The 18,270-nt window shown below is 35.4% G+C and carries 11 protein-coding genes; 2 read left to right on the forward strand and 9 right to left on the reverse strand.

The annotated features are described in order from the left end of the window. Positions 1-433: 433 nt before the first annotated feature. The 5 genes from BC962_RS10725 to BC962_RS10745 all read right to left on the reverse strand — a co-directional run bounded on the left by BC962_RS10725 (position 434) and on the right by BC962_RS10745 (position 5,632). The gene (locus BC962_RS10725; RefSeq protein WP_121345986.1) at positions 434-721 is read right to left on the reverse strand and encodes a helix-turn-helix domain-containing protein; all 288 of its coding nucleotides are present in this window, start codon (positions 719-721) and stop codon (positions 434-436) included. A 91-nt stretch (positions 722-812) separates the two neighbouring features. Beyond that, positions 813-1,727, reverse strand: coding sequence for a hypothetical protein (locus BC962_RS10730; protein WP_121345987.1), 915 nt, complete (start codon positions 1,725-1,727; stop codon positions 813-815). Further along, the gene (locus tag BC962_RS10735) at positions 1,724-2,986 is read right to left on the reverse strand and encodes a tyrosine-type recombinase/integrase (RefSeq protein ID WP_121345988.1); all 1,263 of its coding nucleotides are present in this window, start codon (positions 2,984-2,986) and stop codon (positions 1,724-1,726) included. Before BC962_RS10735 ends, BC962_RS10730 begins: the two co-directional genes overlap by 4 nt. A gap of 993 nt (positions 2,987-3,979) precedes the next feature. Continuing rightward, complete coding sequence (locus BC962_RS10740) at positions 3,980-4,879, reverse strand: hypothetical protein (protein WP_245984139.1); 900 nt, start codon at positions 4,877-4,879, stop codon at positions 3,980-3,982. 60 nt (positions 4,880-4,939) lie between these two features. Further along, positions 4,940-5,632: a DUF6799 domain-containing protein gene (locus BC962_RS10745; protein ID WP_121345989.1), complete on the reverse strand. Its 693-nt coding sequence runs from the start codon at positions 5,630-5,632 to the stop codon at positions 4,940-4,942. Between the two features lie 477 nt (positions 5,633-6,109). Between BC962_RS10745 and uvrA the strand changes: the two genes are divergently transcribed. Further along, positions 6,110-8,647 carry an excinuclease ABC subunit UvrA gene (uvrA, locus tag BC962_RS10750; RefSeq protein ID WP_121345990.1) on the forward strand — a complete coding sequence of 846 codons (2,538 nt, stop codon included), beginning with the start codon at positions 6,110-6,112 and terminating at the stop codon, positions 8,645-8,647. A 219-nt stretch (positions 8,648-8,866) separates the two neighbouring features. On the opposite strand, the gene BC962_RS10755 is transcribed toward uvrA, so the two are convergent. After that, positions 8,867-10,222, reverse strand: coding sequence for a GIY-YIG nuclease family protein (locus BC962_RS10755; protein ID WP_121345991.1), 1,356 nt, complete (start codon positions 10,220-10,222; stop codon positions 8,867-8,869). Positions 10,223-10,248: 26 nt separating this feature from the next. On the opposite strand from BC962_RS10755, the gene BC962_RS10760 reads away from it, so the two are divergent. Then, positions 10,249-12,285 (forward strand): ATP-dependent helicase, encoded by a 2,037-nt coding sequence (locus BC962_RS10760; protein ID WP_121346066.1) that lies wholly within the window; start codon positions 10,249-10,251, stop codon positions 12,283-12,285. Between the two features lie 22 nt (positions 12,286-12,307). Here the strand turns inward: BC962_RS10760 and ligD are convergent, their stop codons facing one another. The 3 genes from ligD to BC962_RS10775 form a co-directional block, all read right to left on the reverse strand. Beyond that, complete coding sequence (gene ligD, locus BC962_RS10765; RefSeq protein ID WP_121345992.1) at positions 12,308-14,740, reverse strand: DNA ligase D; 2,433 nt, start codon at positions 14,738-14,740, stop codon at positions 12,308-12,310. Between the two features lie 3 nt (positions 14,741-14,743). Further along, entirely contained in the window at positions 14,744-15,520 is a 777-nt protein-coding gene (gene ku / locus BC962_RS10770; RefSeq protein ID WP_121345993.1) for a non-homologous end joining protein Ku, read from the reverse strand. Between the two features lie 273 nt (positions 15,521-15,793). Beyond that, a complete protein-coding gene (locus tag BC962_RS10775; RefSeq protein WP_121345994.1) occupies positions 15,794-18,196 on the reverse strand; it encodes a glycoside hydrolase family 31 protein in 2,403 nt (800 codons plus the stop codon). Between the last annotated feature and the right edge of the window lie 74 nt (positions 18,197-18,270).

Raw genomic sequence — 18,270 nt, forward strand, 5'->3', positions numbered from 1 at the left:
ATCTTAGAAATCAAATTTTTACTTTGTCCTTCTTTAATTCTTTGAATCGCTTCAATGAATTTGATGGGGGTTGAGTATTTTGATCTGCAGTTGACAATCCAGGAAACTTCCATTTTAAATATATTCTGTTGATTATTCATATAAATGGATTATAAAAATTAGTCCTGCCGGTGCAATCAATATGTTGAATTCAAATAAACGCGGCGTTTGAAGAGTATAATGATTTAAGCCTTTAACTCTTTTAAAATGCTGTATTGAACCATAAGGATTAGGATTATTATGATTACAAGAGGTAAATTCATTGGGAGATCCTAATCTATATTTCGGTAAATTGAAAATCTGTTCTTTCTGATAATTTTGTATATTTATCATCTATTTTATAATTTGGAATAATTTGTAAAAAAAACCCGACAGCTGAAGACTGCGGGTTTTTTTATGTTCTTTTGTATTTTATTGATTTAACCTCAGAAAGGGCATTTTGGAATTCCTCCTCTGAAATAAATATTCTACGTCCAATTCGCTCAGCCTTTACTTTGCCCTCCGTAATCCAATTTCTAACGGTTAGATCTGCTACACCGCAATGTTGGGCCAATTCTTTAACCGAATACTTTTCAGGTTTTTTGTTGGCCTTTTGAAGAGTATTAATTTTATCTTCTAAGCGTTGAAATACCCTCAAAAAATCATCCTTTGTTATACCATGTACTTGTGTTATGTTTTCCATTACCTTGAGATTTTTATTCAAGGCAAAATTGCATTAGATATATCTCTTTTTACAATGTAAGGGGTTACAGTAAGGGGTTACTATTTTTTACCTAATATAATTCGTTATAGAAATAATTAAGTTTGAGTAAAGAAACAGCTTGTGGAAATTCAGTCTTAAGTCTTTCCTCCACCGACTTATAATCATTCATAGTATACTTGCCATGTTTGGGATCTGAAATACCTTTCCTTGCATCGTTTAGTTTCTGAAGCTTTTGATAAAAGGTATTATGAGAAATAGCTTTCCCATCTGGTTTAATCATATTTTTTACTAATTCAGATATATCTTTTTTGCGTCTAAAATAATTCTTACGATCCTTTTCTACTAATACTGAATGATAAAGAACCGCTTCCCAAACAGTATTAAATACTTTAGCGTTCTCAGCAATTGATAGCTGAACATTCGATGATTTATTATTAGTTTCATTTTGAGATAAGTTCAAATTTATTTCAGAAGATTTTTGTAATGATTTATCAAACTTTGAAATCAAAAATTGATGAATTTTATATAGGTCGAGATATACAACATAGCAATAATCTATCAAACTTGTAAGCGAAGTTTTATTAATCCTTAATTCAATAAATTTCACTAAATCTTGATGCATAATAGACTTGCTCTTTAAGTCAGTTAATAATGTTTCATCATAATCATTAGCTTTTCGAAATGATTTTACATCCTTAATTTCCATGACAGAACTCTCTACGTTATAACGCAAAAAAATAGATTTAAGCTCCTCCATATTTTCAGTTATAATTTCTAATTCATTTTCAATGAACTCATTTTGAAAGATAGCATATGAAATGGGATCACTGGAATCATTACCCCTTATGAAATCATAAGATGCTGCAAAAAAATAATCTTCAGAATAATAATCAAAATTTAAATCGCGTGCCCATAAAACCAAAAAGTAAGTGACTTCATTAATTACATCTTCGTGTTTTGGTATTAAATTTTTGTTGAAGATCATTGTTTTTCCTTTTTTAGGTTTTGAAATTTAATTTTAAAAGTACTTTCAACTGCTTCTTTTTTAGCGTGATCATCAACTTGGTAATATTGATTTAAAGTTTTTAGATCCTTATGGCCGGTAATTTTCATAATTAGCTTATCACTCTTGCCATTTTGCTTAAGCATTGTAATAAAAGACCTACGCGATGTATGCGTACTAATTCTATCTTTAAAAAGCACATTTTCTCTGATCACATCCTTTCCCCTAGTAGTGATTTTTTCGACAAAATGATTATATCCAGCCTTTTCGAAAACTTCTTTGATATATTCATTATGCTTTTGATTGGCAATCAGCGGTAGTTTATAATCATATTTACTTAGTATATACATTGCAAGATCATTTAAAGGGATCGTTCTCGCTTCTTTTTCCGAGCCTTTTTCTTCTTTAAGGTGCAAATATCCATCTATTATATTTTCGTTTGATATAAGCTTTAATTCCCCGAAGCGCAACCCAGTTACACAAGCAAAAACAAAAATATCTCTAACCCTTTCAAGTTTAGGGCTGTTATATTCGTGTTTCAAAATTATTTCTAGATCTTTTTGTTTAAGAGCAACTTGAGCAGTAATTACTTTCTCTTTCTTGCGAAACTTTTTAAAATCTTCATTATAAGTATAACGATTTTCTAAAGCCCAAAACATAAACGTTTTAAATAGTCCCAAGTTCCTAGAATAGGTGTTATTAATATGCTTTTTCTCACTCATACAATAATCAGTGAATTCAGCATGGAAATTATTATTAATTGAGTTAAAATTTAGTTTATATCCTCGGTCCTTTTCAAAGCTAATAAGTAAGTTCTGGATGTTATTATAACGCTTTTCAGTAGATTTCGCCCACTCTTTATTTTTTGTTTTTTGTTCTTCGAATGCATCAAATGCATCGAAGAAAATATTTTTACCAGTAGGGGCATTCTTAAATTCTTCATCAAAAGCCTTTTTTAATAGTAGTGAAGTGAAATCCTCTTGCATTTCAATGCATCGAGATCTTAAATTCCTAAAACATCTTTCATACCTACTTAGCTGTGTTTTAATAGACCCTCGATTTAAAGCTTTATTTTTACCTTTAACTAATGGGGTTTTATTCTCCTGACTCCAATGAGCCGGCAAAATGTTCTCTCCAGTAGAATAAACAAATTTCTTACCTTCTTCCTTAAAATAGCACGAAAAATATATTAACGATTCCTTTTTTGATTTTGGTTCTTTCAGATAGAATGTACTAGTCATGTAGTATTAGAATTTGATTAGGTGACAATACTCGGTGACAATATCGGTGACAATATAACCTAAACTTAATATATTAACCAGTAATATTAATGTTAATTTCATCAACTAATAAAGGGTTTTGTCGAATGTATATGATGGTTTAATGAAATTAAGATAAAGAAAGTTCGAAACCCTCCGACTCCACTATGAAGCGCAGCTATGCTGCGGATTAAAAAAATAAAAATCTGCCAAGTATTTTCACTTGAGCAGATTTTTTGTTTTTAAGACGCCCGGGCCGTAGGAACGGTAAAGCACTGCGGCATTTCCTAATAGGGAGCACTAGGGTTCTATTTTTATTCAAGCCTCCGACTCCACAATCAATCGGAAATTCCGAAATGGATTAAAAATTATAAATTCCCGTCAGGTATTTTCACCTGAACGGGAATTTATAATTTAAGACATCGACGACCTTAGTCGTCGGGAAGTTCCAATTGCAGGATGGGAGCACTAGGGTTCTATAAACCCTCCGACTCCACTTGAAGCGGTAAATCCGTAACAGATCAAAACTAACGGATTCCCGTCAAGCTCGCTTGAACGGGAATTTTTATTTTAAGACATCGACGACCTTAGTCGTCGGGAAGTTCCATTTGCAGGATGGGAGCATTAGGGTTCTATAAACCCTACGACTCCACTAGATAATCCGTTAAGCACTATTTTTACTGGTTTTTTTTGTATTAAGGTGACAAAAATTGCGACATTTTTAAGATTTCTGTCCCGCAGGCCATGAGGACTATAATTGCATTTGCTTTAAATTCTTAAGACCAAAATAACTATATCATCTGCTACTTCCCTAACCAATTCCGAAAGAAAATCAACCTGTAGTTTTAAATTATACTCCCTGCTAATCTTATTTGGCCCATCCACATTCAGAATTTCTCGGGAGCACTGACTTTTACTATAGATTCTATGAATTTCTAACACCGTTAGCTTTAACAAAGAGAAACGTGCTTCTAATCACTTCCCTGTTTTGATCCAGTAGCTTATACCGGCAGACCAGTAGAACACGCTTTCAAGATCTTCTGTATACACTGCACTCTCTGTAGTGATACTTGCACTACTTTGCGGAAATGCAACCATGGGTGTAAAAGAGAAAATAAAGGATTTATGGTAGTACTGCATTGGAATTCGTGCTTCAATGTTAAGGATGTTGAATTCTGAAGCTTCTGAAATTGTCACATTATTAATTTCAGATTGCATAATACTGGATCCACCCGAGCCTGGTCCTTGTTGCCCGTTACCTCCACCTTTGCGATTGCCGAGCCTGCTGGTATTGTAATACTCTTCATAAAAGTATTGGGTTCCCGCCCCTACCATAACCGCGGGCATAATTAGTAGCTTCCTGTCCATGGCATAAAATGTCCGGTCCAGCATCAAACTGGCAACCAAATCAGTAGAACTACCAGAGCCAAAATAACTTGCTGCACTTAAGGTGAGTTCAGCGATCTTGAAATCATAACCAACCATTGCTGTAATGTCTGCATCAATCTCTGATTGCACATTATAACTTTCCTCATTAAAAAAGTATGTAGTACCCGAAATTCCGGCGCTGAAATCCTCTCCTGTAAAAAGGTATCCGGCACTAATAAGGAACAAATCGAATCTTTGCTCATCTGAAGAAACTAGGTAGGAGGCAGAAGCATTTCCAAAAAAACCGGTCTTATTATAATAACCTAGGGAAGAAAATATATAAGGTGCTTTGATAGAGTCCCTGCGGCCCATAAAAACCGCATCACTTGAATAGCTGATATCCCCAAGAACATACGAGAAATCTTGAGAGGATTCTTCGGGGGCTTGGGCAATTAGGTTTCCCTTTACCAATATGAGTAACAGGAAAAATATGGTACTTATTTTCATGACTTGACTTATTTCAGGAAGAGAGCTTTCTCTGGAAACGCTCTTCCTGAAATTTAGTTTTTAATTATTACCCTTTTTTTTGACTGCAGTAGTCTTCTTCTGAACGTTTTTCTGAACCTTTGGCTGCATTTGCGGCTTATTTATGTTCTTTTGCTGGTTCATGTTCTTCTGCATGACCATTTTTCTGTGCTGCAGGATATTCTGGTATTTTTGGCCATCAAGATTAAGGCATTCGCCATCCTTAAGCCGGAGTTGTTTTTGATCCCTGGTTTGATAAGTTCCATCCGGATTAATTCTGGTTCCATTTCCCAAAGCCATCTCATTCTGAAGACGATTTTGTTCTTGGTTCCTAATCTGGAAAATCTGTCCATCCATCGCTACAAACTGGGTTCGTTTCTCATTTCTTTCTCTTATTTGCTCCTGAGAAAGTCCTTTATTTTCCTGCATTACCTTGAACCTGTACTGGTACTCGTTGTTGTATTTAACACCATCCATGTCTAGACATTCCCCGTCTCTCAAACGAAGTTTTTCACCCTCCCTTGTGCCATAGCTGCCGTTTGGACTTAGAACGGTGCCGTCATTAAGGGTGACATTATCCTTTAGTTGGACCTGATCGCGATCCCTTATCTGTAGCAGATCCCCGTCTACCATCATCAGTCTGGTCTTATCCCTATCCTGATCTTTAATTTGATCCTGAGCATTCATAACAGGATTAAAGACCAAAAGTACCAGCAAAATCAATAAATTTTTCATTTTTGAAATTTTTAAAATTGTCTAATAAAACTATGCTATTCAATACTTGTAAAAAATGATTTATATCACCTCCAACAGGGACAAATATTAATTGCAACTCCTTGTTCTAGGATTGGACGATAGCTTGCGACTCCCCTAAAACTCGGAAATCCCGAAATAGATTAAATATTATAAATTCCCGTCAGGTGTTATCACCTGAACGGGAATTTATATTTTAAGACATCGACGGCCTTAGTCGTCGGGAAGTTCCATTTGCAGGATGGGAGTACTAGGGCTCTAAAAATCATCAGAGTTCACAATCATTTGAAAATCCCGAAAGGAATTAAATCACTACTATTAAGACCTTATATCTATTAAATAAATTATTAACAAGTAATCTAATTGTGTAGCCTTGATCAAGCGTTAAACTAATCCAAAAGTCTAGGCTTTAAACTTTTTCTACAGGTTATTGGTATATTTATTGGTCGAAAGGATGACATGGAACAACCGCATGACAATACGACAATAAAAGAAGGATTCGTTGCTATAATTGGAGCACGCCAAAATAATTTAAAAAATGTTTCTCTGGAAATTCCCCGCGATGCTATGGTGGTCTTTACCGGGGTTTCCGGGTCGGGGAAATCTTCCCTCGCTTTTGGTACTCTATATGCCGAGGCTCAGCGAAGGTATCTTGAGTCTGTATCGCCATACGCACGTCGCCTTTTTCATCAAATGCCAATTCCAGAGGTAGATGAAATTGAGGGTTTACCTCCGGCAGTTGCCTTACAGCAACAGCGAGGTTCAGGAACTACAAGGTCTTCTGTAGGCTCTGTAACGACTTTATCAAACTTGCTGCGCATGTTATATTCCCGAGCAGGGGATTATCCAGCGCATCAACCTCTTTTATATGCTGATTCTTTTTCAACGAATACAGTAGAAGGAGCCTGCCCAGAATGTCATGGACTGGGAAAAGTCTACGAGGTAACGGAAAAAAGCATGGTTCCAGATGACAGCTTAACTATTCGAGAAAGAGCGATAGATGCCTGGCCCACTGCATGGCAAGGAAAAAATCTTCGAGACATTTTAGTCACACTTGGTTACGATGTTGATGTTCCTTGGAAAGATCTTCCTAAAAAAGATCGTGACTGGATCTTGTTCACAAACGAAAAACCACAGGTGCCTGTATACCGAAATCTCAATCGAGATGAGGTTCAAATTGCAATTAAAGAAAAAAGACAGCCAAGTTATATGGGAACATATACGGGTGCCAAAAAACACATATTGCACACATTTGCAAATACGCAAAGTGCTTTAATGAAAAAGCGTGTGTCAAAATACATGATAAGCAGTGAATGTCCTAGCTGTAACGGAAAACGTTTACGTCGTGAATCGCTTTCTGTGACTTTTGCTGGATATGATATTGCAGACATCTCAAGACTGCCTCTTAAAAAATTACTTTCTATTTTCTCTCCATATAGCAATGGCTCAGCACCTGGTTTGGCTAAATTGGGTGAAAATCACAAGGAAAAGGCAATGGTAGCCCAACGCATTGCAGAAGACCTTGTTGCAAGAGTCACAGTTTTATTAGAATTAGGACTAGGCTACTTATCCTTAGAGCGTAACACGCCTAGCCTTTCCCCGGGTGAACATCAGCGATTAAGACTTGCAACCCAAGTGCGTAGTAATTTGTTTGGAGTGGTATATGTTTTAGATGAGCCTTCTGCAGGTTTACATCCTGCAGATACCGAAGCTTTACTAAAAACTTTAGACAGACTAAAAGCAAGCGGAAATTCACTTTTTGTTGTTGAACATGAGTTGGATGTAATTCGCCATGCCGATTGGATAGTAGATGTAGGTCCTGATGCTGGAGAAGGTGGGGGAGAAATTTTATACAGTGGTCCTCCCGAGGGATTGAAAAACATTTCAAGATCTAAAACCAGAGAACATCTTTTTAATGATCTACCATTTGAGAAATCTAAACCACGGAAACCTTCTTCATGGCTTAAACTGAGTGGAGTTTCCAGAAATAATTTATCTAACCTCGATGTTTCTTTTCCATTAGGTGCATTAACGAGTGTTACTGGGATTTCAGGCTCGGGAAAAAGTAGCTTGGTAAGCCAGGTTTTGGTTGAGTTAATGACTACAAAATTAGGAAATGGATCTGCTAATGAAGAAGAAGTAGAAGATGCGCTGCAACAGGATGTTGTAGCCACGCTGGGAGGTGAAATCACCGAAGGTTCCGAAAATATAAAACGCATGGTAGTGGTTAACCAGAAACCAATTGGTAGAACCCCACGTTCTAATCTGGCGACTTACACAGGCTTGTTTGATGTAGTTAGAAAATTATTTGCTTCAACAAAATTAGCTAAATCACGTCATTATAATGCTGGTCGCTTTTCCTTTAATGTTGGAAAGGGACGTTGTCCCAATTGCGAAGGGGAAGGTTTTGTTATGGTGGAACTCTTATTTCTTCCAAGTGTTTATGCTCCATGTCCTGTATGTAGTGGTACTCGTTACAATGATGAAACCTTGGAAGTAACCTATCACGATAAAAATATTGCTGAAGTTCTCAGCATGACCGTAAATGAAGCTACAGACTTTTTTGAAAAAGAAGACCGAGTAAGCCGTACTCTTAAAGTATTGCAGGAAGTAGGTTTGGGCTATTTACGTTTAGGACAACCGGCAACCGAACTCTCCGGAGGGGAAGCGCAGCGTATAAAGCTTGCTAAAGAACTTCAGCGTTTAAGCCGAGGAAATACGCTTTTTATTTTAGATGAACCAACTACTGGCTTACATCCTACCGATGTAGAAAAATTACAGCTTCAGCTAGCAAAATTAGTGGATGCAGGCAATACAGTAATTGTGGTAGAACATGATATGCAGATCGTTGCTGGAAGTGATTGGATTATCGATATTGGCCCTGGTGCTGGGGAAGAAGGAGGAAAAGTGGTAGCAGAAGGAACACCAGAGAAAGTTGCAAAAAACAATCAAAGTAAAACAGCATTATATTTAGCGAGAACTTTGAGCGGACATTAGTAATTAATTCCTAATACCGTATTCTGAACTCAGGTTGATTTTAATACTGAAATTGCAAAAAGACTATGGTTTCATAAGAATTTAATATTACGATCACTTCCATTGAACCTGTCACAGTAGATATAGATTTAAGAGAATAAATTACAGATATAGAACTAATGAAAGGTAAAATTACGATAGAGATGAGCCTAGCCTATTGGAATTCCAGATCTTGGAAAATTAAATATAAAGTATGTCTTCTTTTCTTAAAGTTTTCGCGAAGGAGCTTACAATCCTAGTGGTGTCATAATTGTTCTTTTGTTTTACCAAATGCCCTAAAATATCATTGTGATTGGAGATATTGGAAGATTTCTCGATGTATCCATAACCTTCATAGATACCATTAGACTCATAAATAAAAGCATCTTCAGAAAGGTTTCTACCTTTTAACTTAAGGATCCTTCTTGTTGTTTTTCTTCGGAATTGATCGAAGGCAATTTGAAATCTTTTATTATATGATTCAAAAGATTCTCCCCCTGAACAGACGCAGGGAATAGTTCTTTTTGTGAAATTACTGCATGGACCTTTCACCTTTTCAAGTCCGCAGTGCTTTTGGCACAATTGATATTCGAGGCAGAAAGTCTTCAATGAAGCTACTACAGATTTTCTATTGAAATATTTTTCGGGTAAACTATCTTCATATTCTTTTCGGGTGATCTTAATTTTAGAAATTCCTTTAGAAGTAGCACCTACTGTAATTATATACGGGTCAGGGTTTGTGATTTGTTGAGTATTATAAAAAGGTTTTAAATTCTTGATATTCTCGGTTTCCACAAGTTGGGCGATAATATCATTCCCAGTATAGATCACATCAATATCTGCTACTTCCGAATAATCAATATTACTTTGTTCAGCGGTATTGGAAAAATGACTTTGCAAACGTTTCCTAATATTTTTTGCTTTGCCAACATAGATCACTTCTTCTGCAGCGTTCAAAAAGAAATAAACTCCAGGACATTTATTAAATTTTGAAAGATCATGAGCCTGTTTCGTTATATGAATTTCCTTGTAATCTTCTAATTGTTGTTCTTGCCGATCTTTGTAATTAAACATTACCTCCAAGAAGACCTTAGCAAATTCTAAAGATTTAGGCAAATGTCGCTTAGAGATCAATTCTATTAGCTGTTCTAAATCCCCTTTCTCTTTTAATGAAGTCCATAGAATTGTTGGCTTCAGATTAAAATTGTAGCCAATATTCCTAAATTGAGCTTTAAGTAAATTGAACTGTTCTTTTTCGCTAAAAACTAATTTCTGATCTGTAAAAAGTTCGATCAATTCATCTGCAGAATTACAAAAAGGTTCACAGGATAATATTTTTAATCGATCCAAGTTATTCGGAGTATATAACTTTTTAGGAATCGATAAAGCTGGTCTAATACCAAATACCATATAATTCTGAGGAAAGTCTTCAGAAAATAGCACTAAACGAAATGGAACTTTTGTCTTTACGCCTAGTGTTAAGTATTGAATATAAATAAATATCATCTCGACAAAAATAGGAAATATTCCGCATATTGGAAAAATTCCTAATTGCATTTAAATTATTATCTTTACAAAAAAAAGTGGAGAATCATATTCTTAACGAAAAGCAGAAAAAAGCTGTTGAATTTAGCGGGAAGCATCTATTGGTACTTGCAGGAGCGGGAACTGGAAAAACCAGATGTATTGTAGGGAGAGCAGCTTATTTAATAGATCAGGGAACACCTCCAGAAAAGATACAAATCCTCACATTTACGAAAAGATCTGCTAATGAAATTGTGGAGCGAGTAAAATCTTCACTTTCAGATAATCAAGCGCAAAGCTTAAATGGTTCTACTTTTCACTCTTGGTGCAATCAGTTAATTGTGCGATATCCAAATTTATTTGGGGCTTCTAATTATACTGTGATAGATCCAGATGATCAATTAAGCGTGATGAAAATGGTGTGTGGAGATCAGGTTATTGAGTATAAAGGGATACGCATAAAACCTCAGCAATTAATAGACATCTATTCTTACGGAAGAAATACCCGACAAAATCTTTCTAATTCCATTCGAGAAAAAGTTTATAAGGGTAAGACAGATGAAGAAACGAATGACGAAATAGATATTATTAGACCAAAAGTTGAAGTTTTATTAAGAGCCTATCAAACAAAAAAAGGAGATGGACGTTATTTAGATTATGATGATCTTTTACTAATAGTTGCTAATAGATTAAGAAACGATGAAGAGGCCAGAACAATTCTTTCTCATCAGATCAAGCATTTATTGATAGACGAATTTCAAGATACCAATCCACTACAATGGTATTTGCTGGAGCCATTTTTAGAAATTGCAAAATTCTATTGTGTGGGAGATGATGCCCAGTCTATTTATTCTTTTAGAGGTGCAGATTATAAGAATGTACATTTATTTAAAGAAAGAGTTCCAGAATCTGAAGTTTTGATACTTGATAATAATTATAGATCTACCCAAGAAATATTAAATCTTTCTAATTGGCTGTTAGATGAATCCAGTTTGGATTATAAGAAAAAATTAATTTCCACCCGTGGAGAAGGGCTCAAACCCAAGTTGATAAATGTTGCTAGCCAATGGGAAGAAGCTAATTTTATAGCCGAAAATATTCTTGAGAACTTCACAGAAAACAATAAGAATTTCATAGATCATTTAATACTTTCAAAATCTACTTATTATACCAAACCGCTACAAGCAGTATTTATTCAGAAGAAAATTCCCTACGTAACTTATGGGGGAAGGAAATTTATGGAAGCCGCTCATATTAAAGATGTGATATCTGCTTTAAGAGTGGTGAATAATGTTTATGATGAAATTGGATGGATGCGTTTTCTAACTTTTTGGGATGGTATTGGTGAAATTCGAGCCGGTAAATACATCTCTAAAATCCTAGAATTTAAAGATCCATTAGAGTGTGCACAAAATCTGGAAGATGTTATTGGTGGTGCAGATGGAGAAAAAATTGGAGATATCTATAATACAATTTTTATAAATTCTGGGAACGTTAAAAAGGCACTTCAAGAGACATATTCTATAATGGAAATGCCTTTGGCTTTTAAGTATCGCAAAGATTGGGAAGAGAAAAGAAAATCTGACTTTCCAGTGCTGGAAATGCTGGGTGACAATTATTCCACCATTGGCCAGTTAATTTCTGAAGGTATTCTTGAAAATGCAAAACAAATAAATGGAGAGCCGGTTTTGGAAGGATCTCAATTAAATGATAGCGAGATAAAAGATCATGTTATAATATCTACGGTGCATTCGGCTAAAGGTTTAGAATCTGACGTGTGTTATGTGTTGAATGTCTCTCCAAAAGTATATCCCAGTGCTTGGAACCTTCATAGTGAAGAAAGTATTGAAGAGGATAGACGGGTATTATATGTGGCTTTAACCAGAGCTAAAAATGAATTATTCATTACTCGTGATACTAATTCCATAAATACAGTTAATAATTCTGAAAGTTCTGATTCTTCTTCAAAGTATTTTCTTGAGAATTTGCCAGAGAACTTGATAGATCAACTAATCAATCCGTTTTCTGTAATTAAACCAAGAGATATTCTAACTCCAAATAAAATTGATCTCTCTGCGGGAATGGATTTTTCGTAAAAATAAATTGTAATACTTGAGGCTAATTTTCTAGTCTCTGGATTGCAGCCATCATATCTGTATCAAGTGATAACACCTCAGCAAATAGATCACCCTTTTCTTGAATTCGTGCTTGAATATTTTTGATGTTAAAATCTAAGATCTTCAATCCAGACTTAACTTCCTTCCATTCTAATGGTGTAGAAACTGGAGCGCCTGTTTTTGGTCGTACACAATAAGGTGCAGCTATTGTTTGCCCTTTTCTGTTTTGAAGGTAATCCAGATAGATCTTCCCTTTTCTGTCTTTTACCGCCCTAAGCATGCTTGTTAGTTCAGGCACTTTTTGTTCGATGAAATAGCAAAGGAGTTTTGTGAAATTTCTAGCTTCTTCATAGGTGTATTTTGCGTTCAACGGAATGTAGATATGAAGACCACTGGAACCGGATGTTTTACAAAATCCTTTTATTTTCGCCAAATCTAAAACCTCTTTTGCAGCTTGCCCTACAGTAATTACTTCTTCAAAAGTATTTTCTTTAGATGGATCTAGGTCTATTATAGTATAATCTGGATAGTCTAAATTATTTACCCGAGAGTGCCACGGGTTAATTTCTATACATCCCAAATTAGCCATATATAAGAGGCTCGCTTCATTCTGGCAGAGGAGATAGTTAATGTTCTTTTTTGTGGATTTTGAAAATATTTCTTCTGTCTTTATCCATGATGGCAAATTTTCATTGTCCTTCTGAAAAAATCCGGGACTTTTAATGCCGTTAGGATGACGGTGTAAACTCTGAGGACGGTCTTTTAAATAGGGTAGAATATAATCTGAAACATTAAGATAATAATCTATAAGATCATATTTAGTATATCCGTTATCTGGCCATAAAACCTTTTCTAAATTTGTGATTGGCACATCGATTCCTTCTACTTCTAAAATAGTAGCTTTTGAATTGGAACTACGTGTTTCAACTTTCTCTTTTTTATGAGTGGATTTAGATACTTCATGAAGATCTCTATCGCTACGAATCCCTTTATAAACGGGATGACGCATAAGTCCGCTTTTTGTCCATTCAGAAAATTTCACTTCACAAATTAAGATCGGACTTACCCAATGCGAATTGCGACCTTTAAGATTTGGCTTTCGCTTAAAAGGATGTTTTTCAACTTCGAGTTTTTTTAACTTATTCAGCAACTCACGTTGATCCTTTGCTGAAAATCCGGAGCCACAATTTCCAATATACTTTAATTGATCCTCTACAAACATTCCTAAAATTAAACTGCCAAAAATAGCTCCCCCACTTTCTGAATCTGTATATCCACAGATGATCACTTCTTCAGTCTCTACCGCTTTTATCTTAAGCCACTTTTCACTTCGATATCCAGGCGAATAGGTGGAATCGATCTTTTTTGCGATCACTCCCTCCATCCCAGCATCAATTGCTTTTTTATAAAGTGCGGTTCCCATTCCTTCTATATGGTCACAAAACAGGGTGTAGGATAAATTTTCAATGATTTCAGGGATCAAGCTTTTTCTTTCAAGTAAATCGAGATCCAGCATACTGTGACCATTGAGATAGAGCATATCGAAAACATAATATCGCAGTATTCCAGAAGTGTTTTCATCATAATTTTGCAGGGCTTGAAATTGGGGAAGCCCATTTTCATTTACCACAACTACTTCCCCATCAAGTATAACATCATTTTCCACATGTTCCAGATCTTTAACCAGTTGCTTAAATTTAGAATTATAGGCAATTCCATTGCGCGAATAAAGATGCACTTTCCCGTCTTTAATATTGGCCATTACTCTGTATCCATCCCATTTTAACTCGTAAACCCAAGCTTTATCATTAAAAATATCCTTTATTGAAGATGCCAACATTGGTTTTACAAACTTCTCCGGACTCAGCTTTTTTACTGGAGTGTCTTTATTTGTTGAAGGTTTTTTAGCATCAGAAAAAACTTCTGCATCATAATCGAGATCTGTAGAATAACTATCCTTCTTTTTTATTAATAACCAGTGATTATCTGCATCGCGACGCTTGGTATGTACCAAAGCAAACGTGCCCTTGATCTTCTTACCAAAAAATTCAATTTTTAGATCTCCTTTTTCAAATTGTTTCACTAGATCCATCTCCTGAAATTCCGGAGCAACATTATAGGTGCCTTCATCCCAAATTTTCATAACCCCTGCCCCATAATTACCCTTTGGAATAGTGCCCTGAAAACTGAGGTACTTTACTGGATGATCTTCAGTTTGTATAGCTAATCGCTTATCATCCGGATTCATCGATGGACCTTTAGGAATTGCCCAACTTTTTAAAACTCCTTCCATCTCCAGACGGAGGTCATAATGTAATCTACTTGCCTTGTGGCGTTGAATAACAAATCGACCAGCATTCTCATGGCTAAGCTCCGCCGGAGGTTCTGGAGTATTATTGAAATCGCGTTTTTTATTGTAATCGTGGAGTGCCATGATCTAGGAGGCTTTACTCTTCTTTTTCTTCTCTAAACTAGCTTTAAGTTGTGCCATGAGATCTTTGGCAGGAGTCGGCTTACTTTCAAATTTTTCGGGTTTCTTTACTTTCCCTGTAGATTTCGAATCAATTATTTTCATCAATTGTTCATTGTACACATCCTTATATTTTTCAAGGTCAAATTTATCGGTGTACTGGTCAATTAAATTAATAGCCATATCTACTTCTTTTTTTGAAATCTTAGTAGATGGTAATTTAAGCTCGCTTGGATCTCGAATTTCATCATCGAATCTAATAACATGAAGTACAAGTGCATTTTTATAAATACCAATAAGACTGAGGTGTTCCTTTTGGCGCATAACAAAGGTTGCAACTCCCACTTTTTTAGTTTTTTTTAATGCATCTCGTAATAAGTTATAAGATTTCCCCCCTTCTTTTTGGGGTTCCAGGAAATAGGGTTTTTTAAAGAGTACATCAGCCACATCTGCTTCATTTATAAACTCCTCAATATCTATAGTCTTACTTTTTTTCAAATTAGCTTGTTCAAAGTCCTCCTTTTCCAAAACTATATAACTTTCATCTTTTTTGAATCCTTTTACAATATCTTTCCATTCTACTTCTTTCCCGGTATCTTCATTAACTCGTTTATACCGAATTCGGGCATTATCGTGTCTATCAAGCATATCTAAATCCAGCTTTCTATCTTCTGAACCAGAATACAATTTAATAGGTATTGAAACTAGTCCGAAGCTTATTGAGCCATTCCAAATTGATCTCATACTTAACTCATTTTAATTAGACAAGTGGAAATATTTGTCTGTATTAAAATTAAGTATTCAAGCTAAAATATAATTGGAATTAACATTAATTTGTAAGCCCTGAAAGAATAGACGCTCTAAGTTTGAATGGCAAATTAGCTTGCGTTCAGAAGTAATATATATCTTTAGTTTTATAATTCATCATAAAAATTAGGCGTTATAAAACACAAAAAATCCCATAAACCTATTGTTTACAGGATTTTTGCTTTATAATATTTGAGGTTTACTTCAGCACTACTCCATGATATGTAACTCAGTGAAATCTTTATCTATGATCAATGTGTTATCTCCATTCACCTTTAAGGATTCAAGTGCTATTTCTTCGTTATCTACCTGGATCTTGGAGATCTTGAATGGCAAGCCTATCAATTTTAATTTAAAGGTTTTATAACTCGTGATAAAGGTTCCAGCTTTGTGTTGCTGAATGATCAACTCATTTGTTTTCCCCGTAAGTTTAAAAGTTCTTAAGCTGAATCTTCCCTTGGTATAATCGTAGCCATCGTGAGCATCATCGAACAGAAAAGAATTTTCTTTTCCTGTTTTGAAATAAACATCTAGACCAACTTCATCTATCTCTTTTTCACCCACATATTGTTGAATTGGGTATTTAGGAATTATTGCTCCCTCTTTCACGAAAATCGGCATACTATCCAGATCTGCCTCTACCCAATGCTCTTTTCCTCCAGAGCTAACTTCATTATTCCAGTAATTATACCAGTTTCCCTTTGGAAGATATAATCTTCTTCCCTTAGAATTGGCTTCAATTATTGGACACACAAGTATTTGATCTCCAAATATAAATTCATCTGTTCTATAATGAGTTTGAATATCTTCCTGATCATACAATACCAAAGATTTTAATATTGGTGTTCCTTCATTTAAGTAATGCCAAAATGAAGTGTATAAATAAGGTAAAAGTTGATACCTAAGTTCAATGAATTTTTTCACTATCCCGGTGATCTCTTCTCCAAACATCCATGGTTCTTGTTCGCCATGGTCTCCTGAAGAATGCGTTCTACAAAATGGGTGAAATACTCCTAATTGGATCCAACGAGCATAGAGTTCTCCATTGGGCTGTTCTGCAAATCCTCCAATATCACTTCCTATAAATGAAAATCCGGATAGCGCCATTCGTTGTGCTTGCACATTGGCGATCCATAAATGTTCCCAAGTGGCTATATTATCTCCTGTCCAAGAAGAGGTGTAACGTTGTGTTCCGGCATATGCGGCACGAGTAATTACAAAAGGCCTCTTAGGGTATCCAAACTTTTTTAAACCCTGATAAGTAGCTCTAGCCATTTGCATCCCATAAATATTATGGGCTTTCCTATGGCTACAAGGGTTTCCATCGTAATCATGTCTTACATCATCGGGAAATGTTTTGTTGGGAACCTCCATCACGGCAGGTTCATTCATATCATTCCAAACACCTTTTACCCCAATATCCTCTATAAGTTCTTTAAATAATCCAGACCACCAATCCCTCACTTTTGGGTTAGTGAAATCCGGAAAATAACATTCCCCGGGCCATACTTTTCCTTTCATATAAGGACCATCGGCACGTCTACAGAAATAATCGTTTTCTATTCCTTCTTTATAGACTTCGTAATCCTTATCTATTTTAATTCCCGGATCTATAATGACGATAGTTTTAAATCCATCTTCTAGCAACTCCTGCACCATCCCTTTTGGATCTGGGAAGTATTCTTTGTTCCAGGTAAAACATCTAAAACCTTCCATATAATCTATATCCAAATAGATAGCGTCACAAGGTATTTGAAGTTCTCTAAATTTAGCCGTTACCTCCTTTACCTTCGATTCCGGATAATAACTCCATTTGCATTGATGATATCCAAGCGTCCAAAGCGCAGGTAATTGATGTGGTTTTCCTGTTAGATCGGTATAGTTAGCAACCACATCGGTCATTTTTGGACCATAGATAAAATAATAATTCATCTCCCCTCCCTGTGCCCAAAAGCTGGTGACGTTTTTACGTTCATGAGCAAAATCAAAAAATGATCTAAAAGTATTGTCGAAAAATATTCCGTAAGATTTCCCGTGATGTAAGCCGGTATAAAAGGGTATTGCTTTATAAATAGGATCTGTATCCTTGCCATATGCATAAGAATCTGTCACCCAATTTTCAAAACGCTTTCCTTTAAGGTTTAAATGAGATGGTTTATCTCCTAGGCCATAGTAGCTTTCTCCATCCTGAGAGGTTTTACTCATTTTCACGATGTCACCACCAAATTCGTAGCTTTCTTCCCAGTGAAAACCAAGTTCATCATGACTTATAAGGCTTTTATCCTTTGCATCATAAATGTTCACTTTTAGATCTTGCTTATTTACATGGCAAATAAGCTTTTGAGTGGTAATAATATACTGTTCCTCCTCTTCCTCTATTTCCAAAAAATTATAGCCGGTGCTTGCGTATTTAGTAATAGCATAGGAGAAGTCATTATCGAAATTAGAAGTTGTGGAATATCGAAATCTTATTACACTATCTCTAACAATTGTAATTTGAAGAGTTACATCATTTTCTGTTTTAAAATCCAGAACATCGATGTTCTTATTATAGGAAACTATATGGTTTGGAAATTGATTTCCTTTTAATTCTAATTCTGTATTAGTGATCATAGTTAGGGTGCTAAAAAATAAGGTGTAAACGTACTAAAAAAAGCAAAATCTAAAGCGTGCAATTCCATAATAAT

This window comes from Gillisia mitskevichiae (assembly GCF_003634585.1).
GTDB classification, from domain to species: Bacteria; Bacteroidota; Bacteroidia; order Flavobacteriales; family Flavobacteriaceae; genus Gillisia; species Gillisia mitskevichiae.

Excerpts from the sequence above, each read along its gene's own strand:
- BC962_RS10725 (WP_121345986.1), bottom strand. The coding sequence starts at position 721 with ATGGAAAACATAACACAAGTACATGGTATAACAAAGGATGATTTTTTG.
- BC962_RS10730 (WP_121345987.1), bottom strand. The coding sequence starts at position 1,727 with ATGATCTTCAACAAAAATTTAATACCAAAACACGAAGATGTAATTAAT.
- BC962_RS10735 (WP_121345988.1), bottom strand. The coding sequence starts at position 2,986 with ATGACTAGTACATTCTATCTGAAAGAACCAAAATCAAAAAAGGAATCG.
- BC962_RS10740 (WP_245984139.1), bottom strand. The coding sequence starts at position 4,879 with ATGAAAATAAGTACCATATTTTTCCTGTTACTCATATTGGTAAAGGGA.
- BC962_RS10745 (WP_121345989.1), bottom strand. The coding sequence starts at position 5,632 with ATGAAAAATTTATTGATTTTGCTGGTACTTTTGGTCTTTAATCCTGTT.
- uvrA (WP_121345990.1), top strand. The coding sequence starts at position 6,110 with ATGGAACAACCGCATGACAATACGACAATAAAAGAAGGATTCGTTGCT.
- BC962_RS10755 (WP_121345991.1), bottom strand. The coding sequence starts at position 10,222 with ATGCAATTAGGAATTTTTCCAATATGCGGAATATTTCCTATTTTTGTC.
- ligD (WP_121345992.1), bottom strand. The coding sequence starts at position 14,740 with ATGGCACTCCACGATTACAATAAAAAACGCGATTTCAATAATACTCCA.
- ku (WP_121345993.1), bottom strand. The coding sequence starts at position 15,520 with ATGAGATCAATTTGGAATGGCTCAATAAGCTTCGGACTAGTTTCAATA.
- BC962_RS10775 (WP_121345994.1), bottom strand. The coding sequence starts at position 18,196 with ATGATCACTAATACAGAATTAGAATTAAAAGGAAATCAATTTCCAAAC.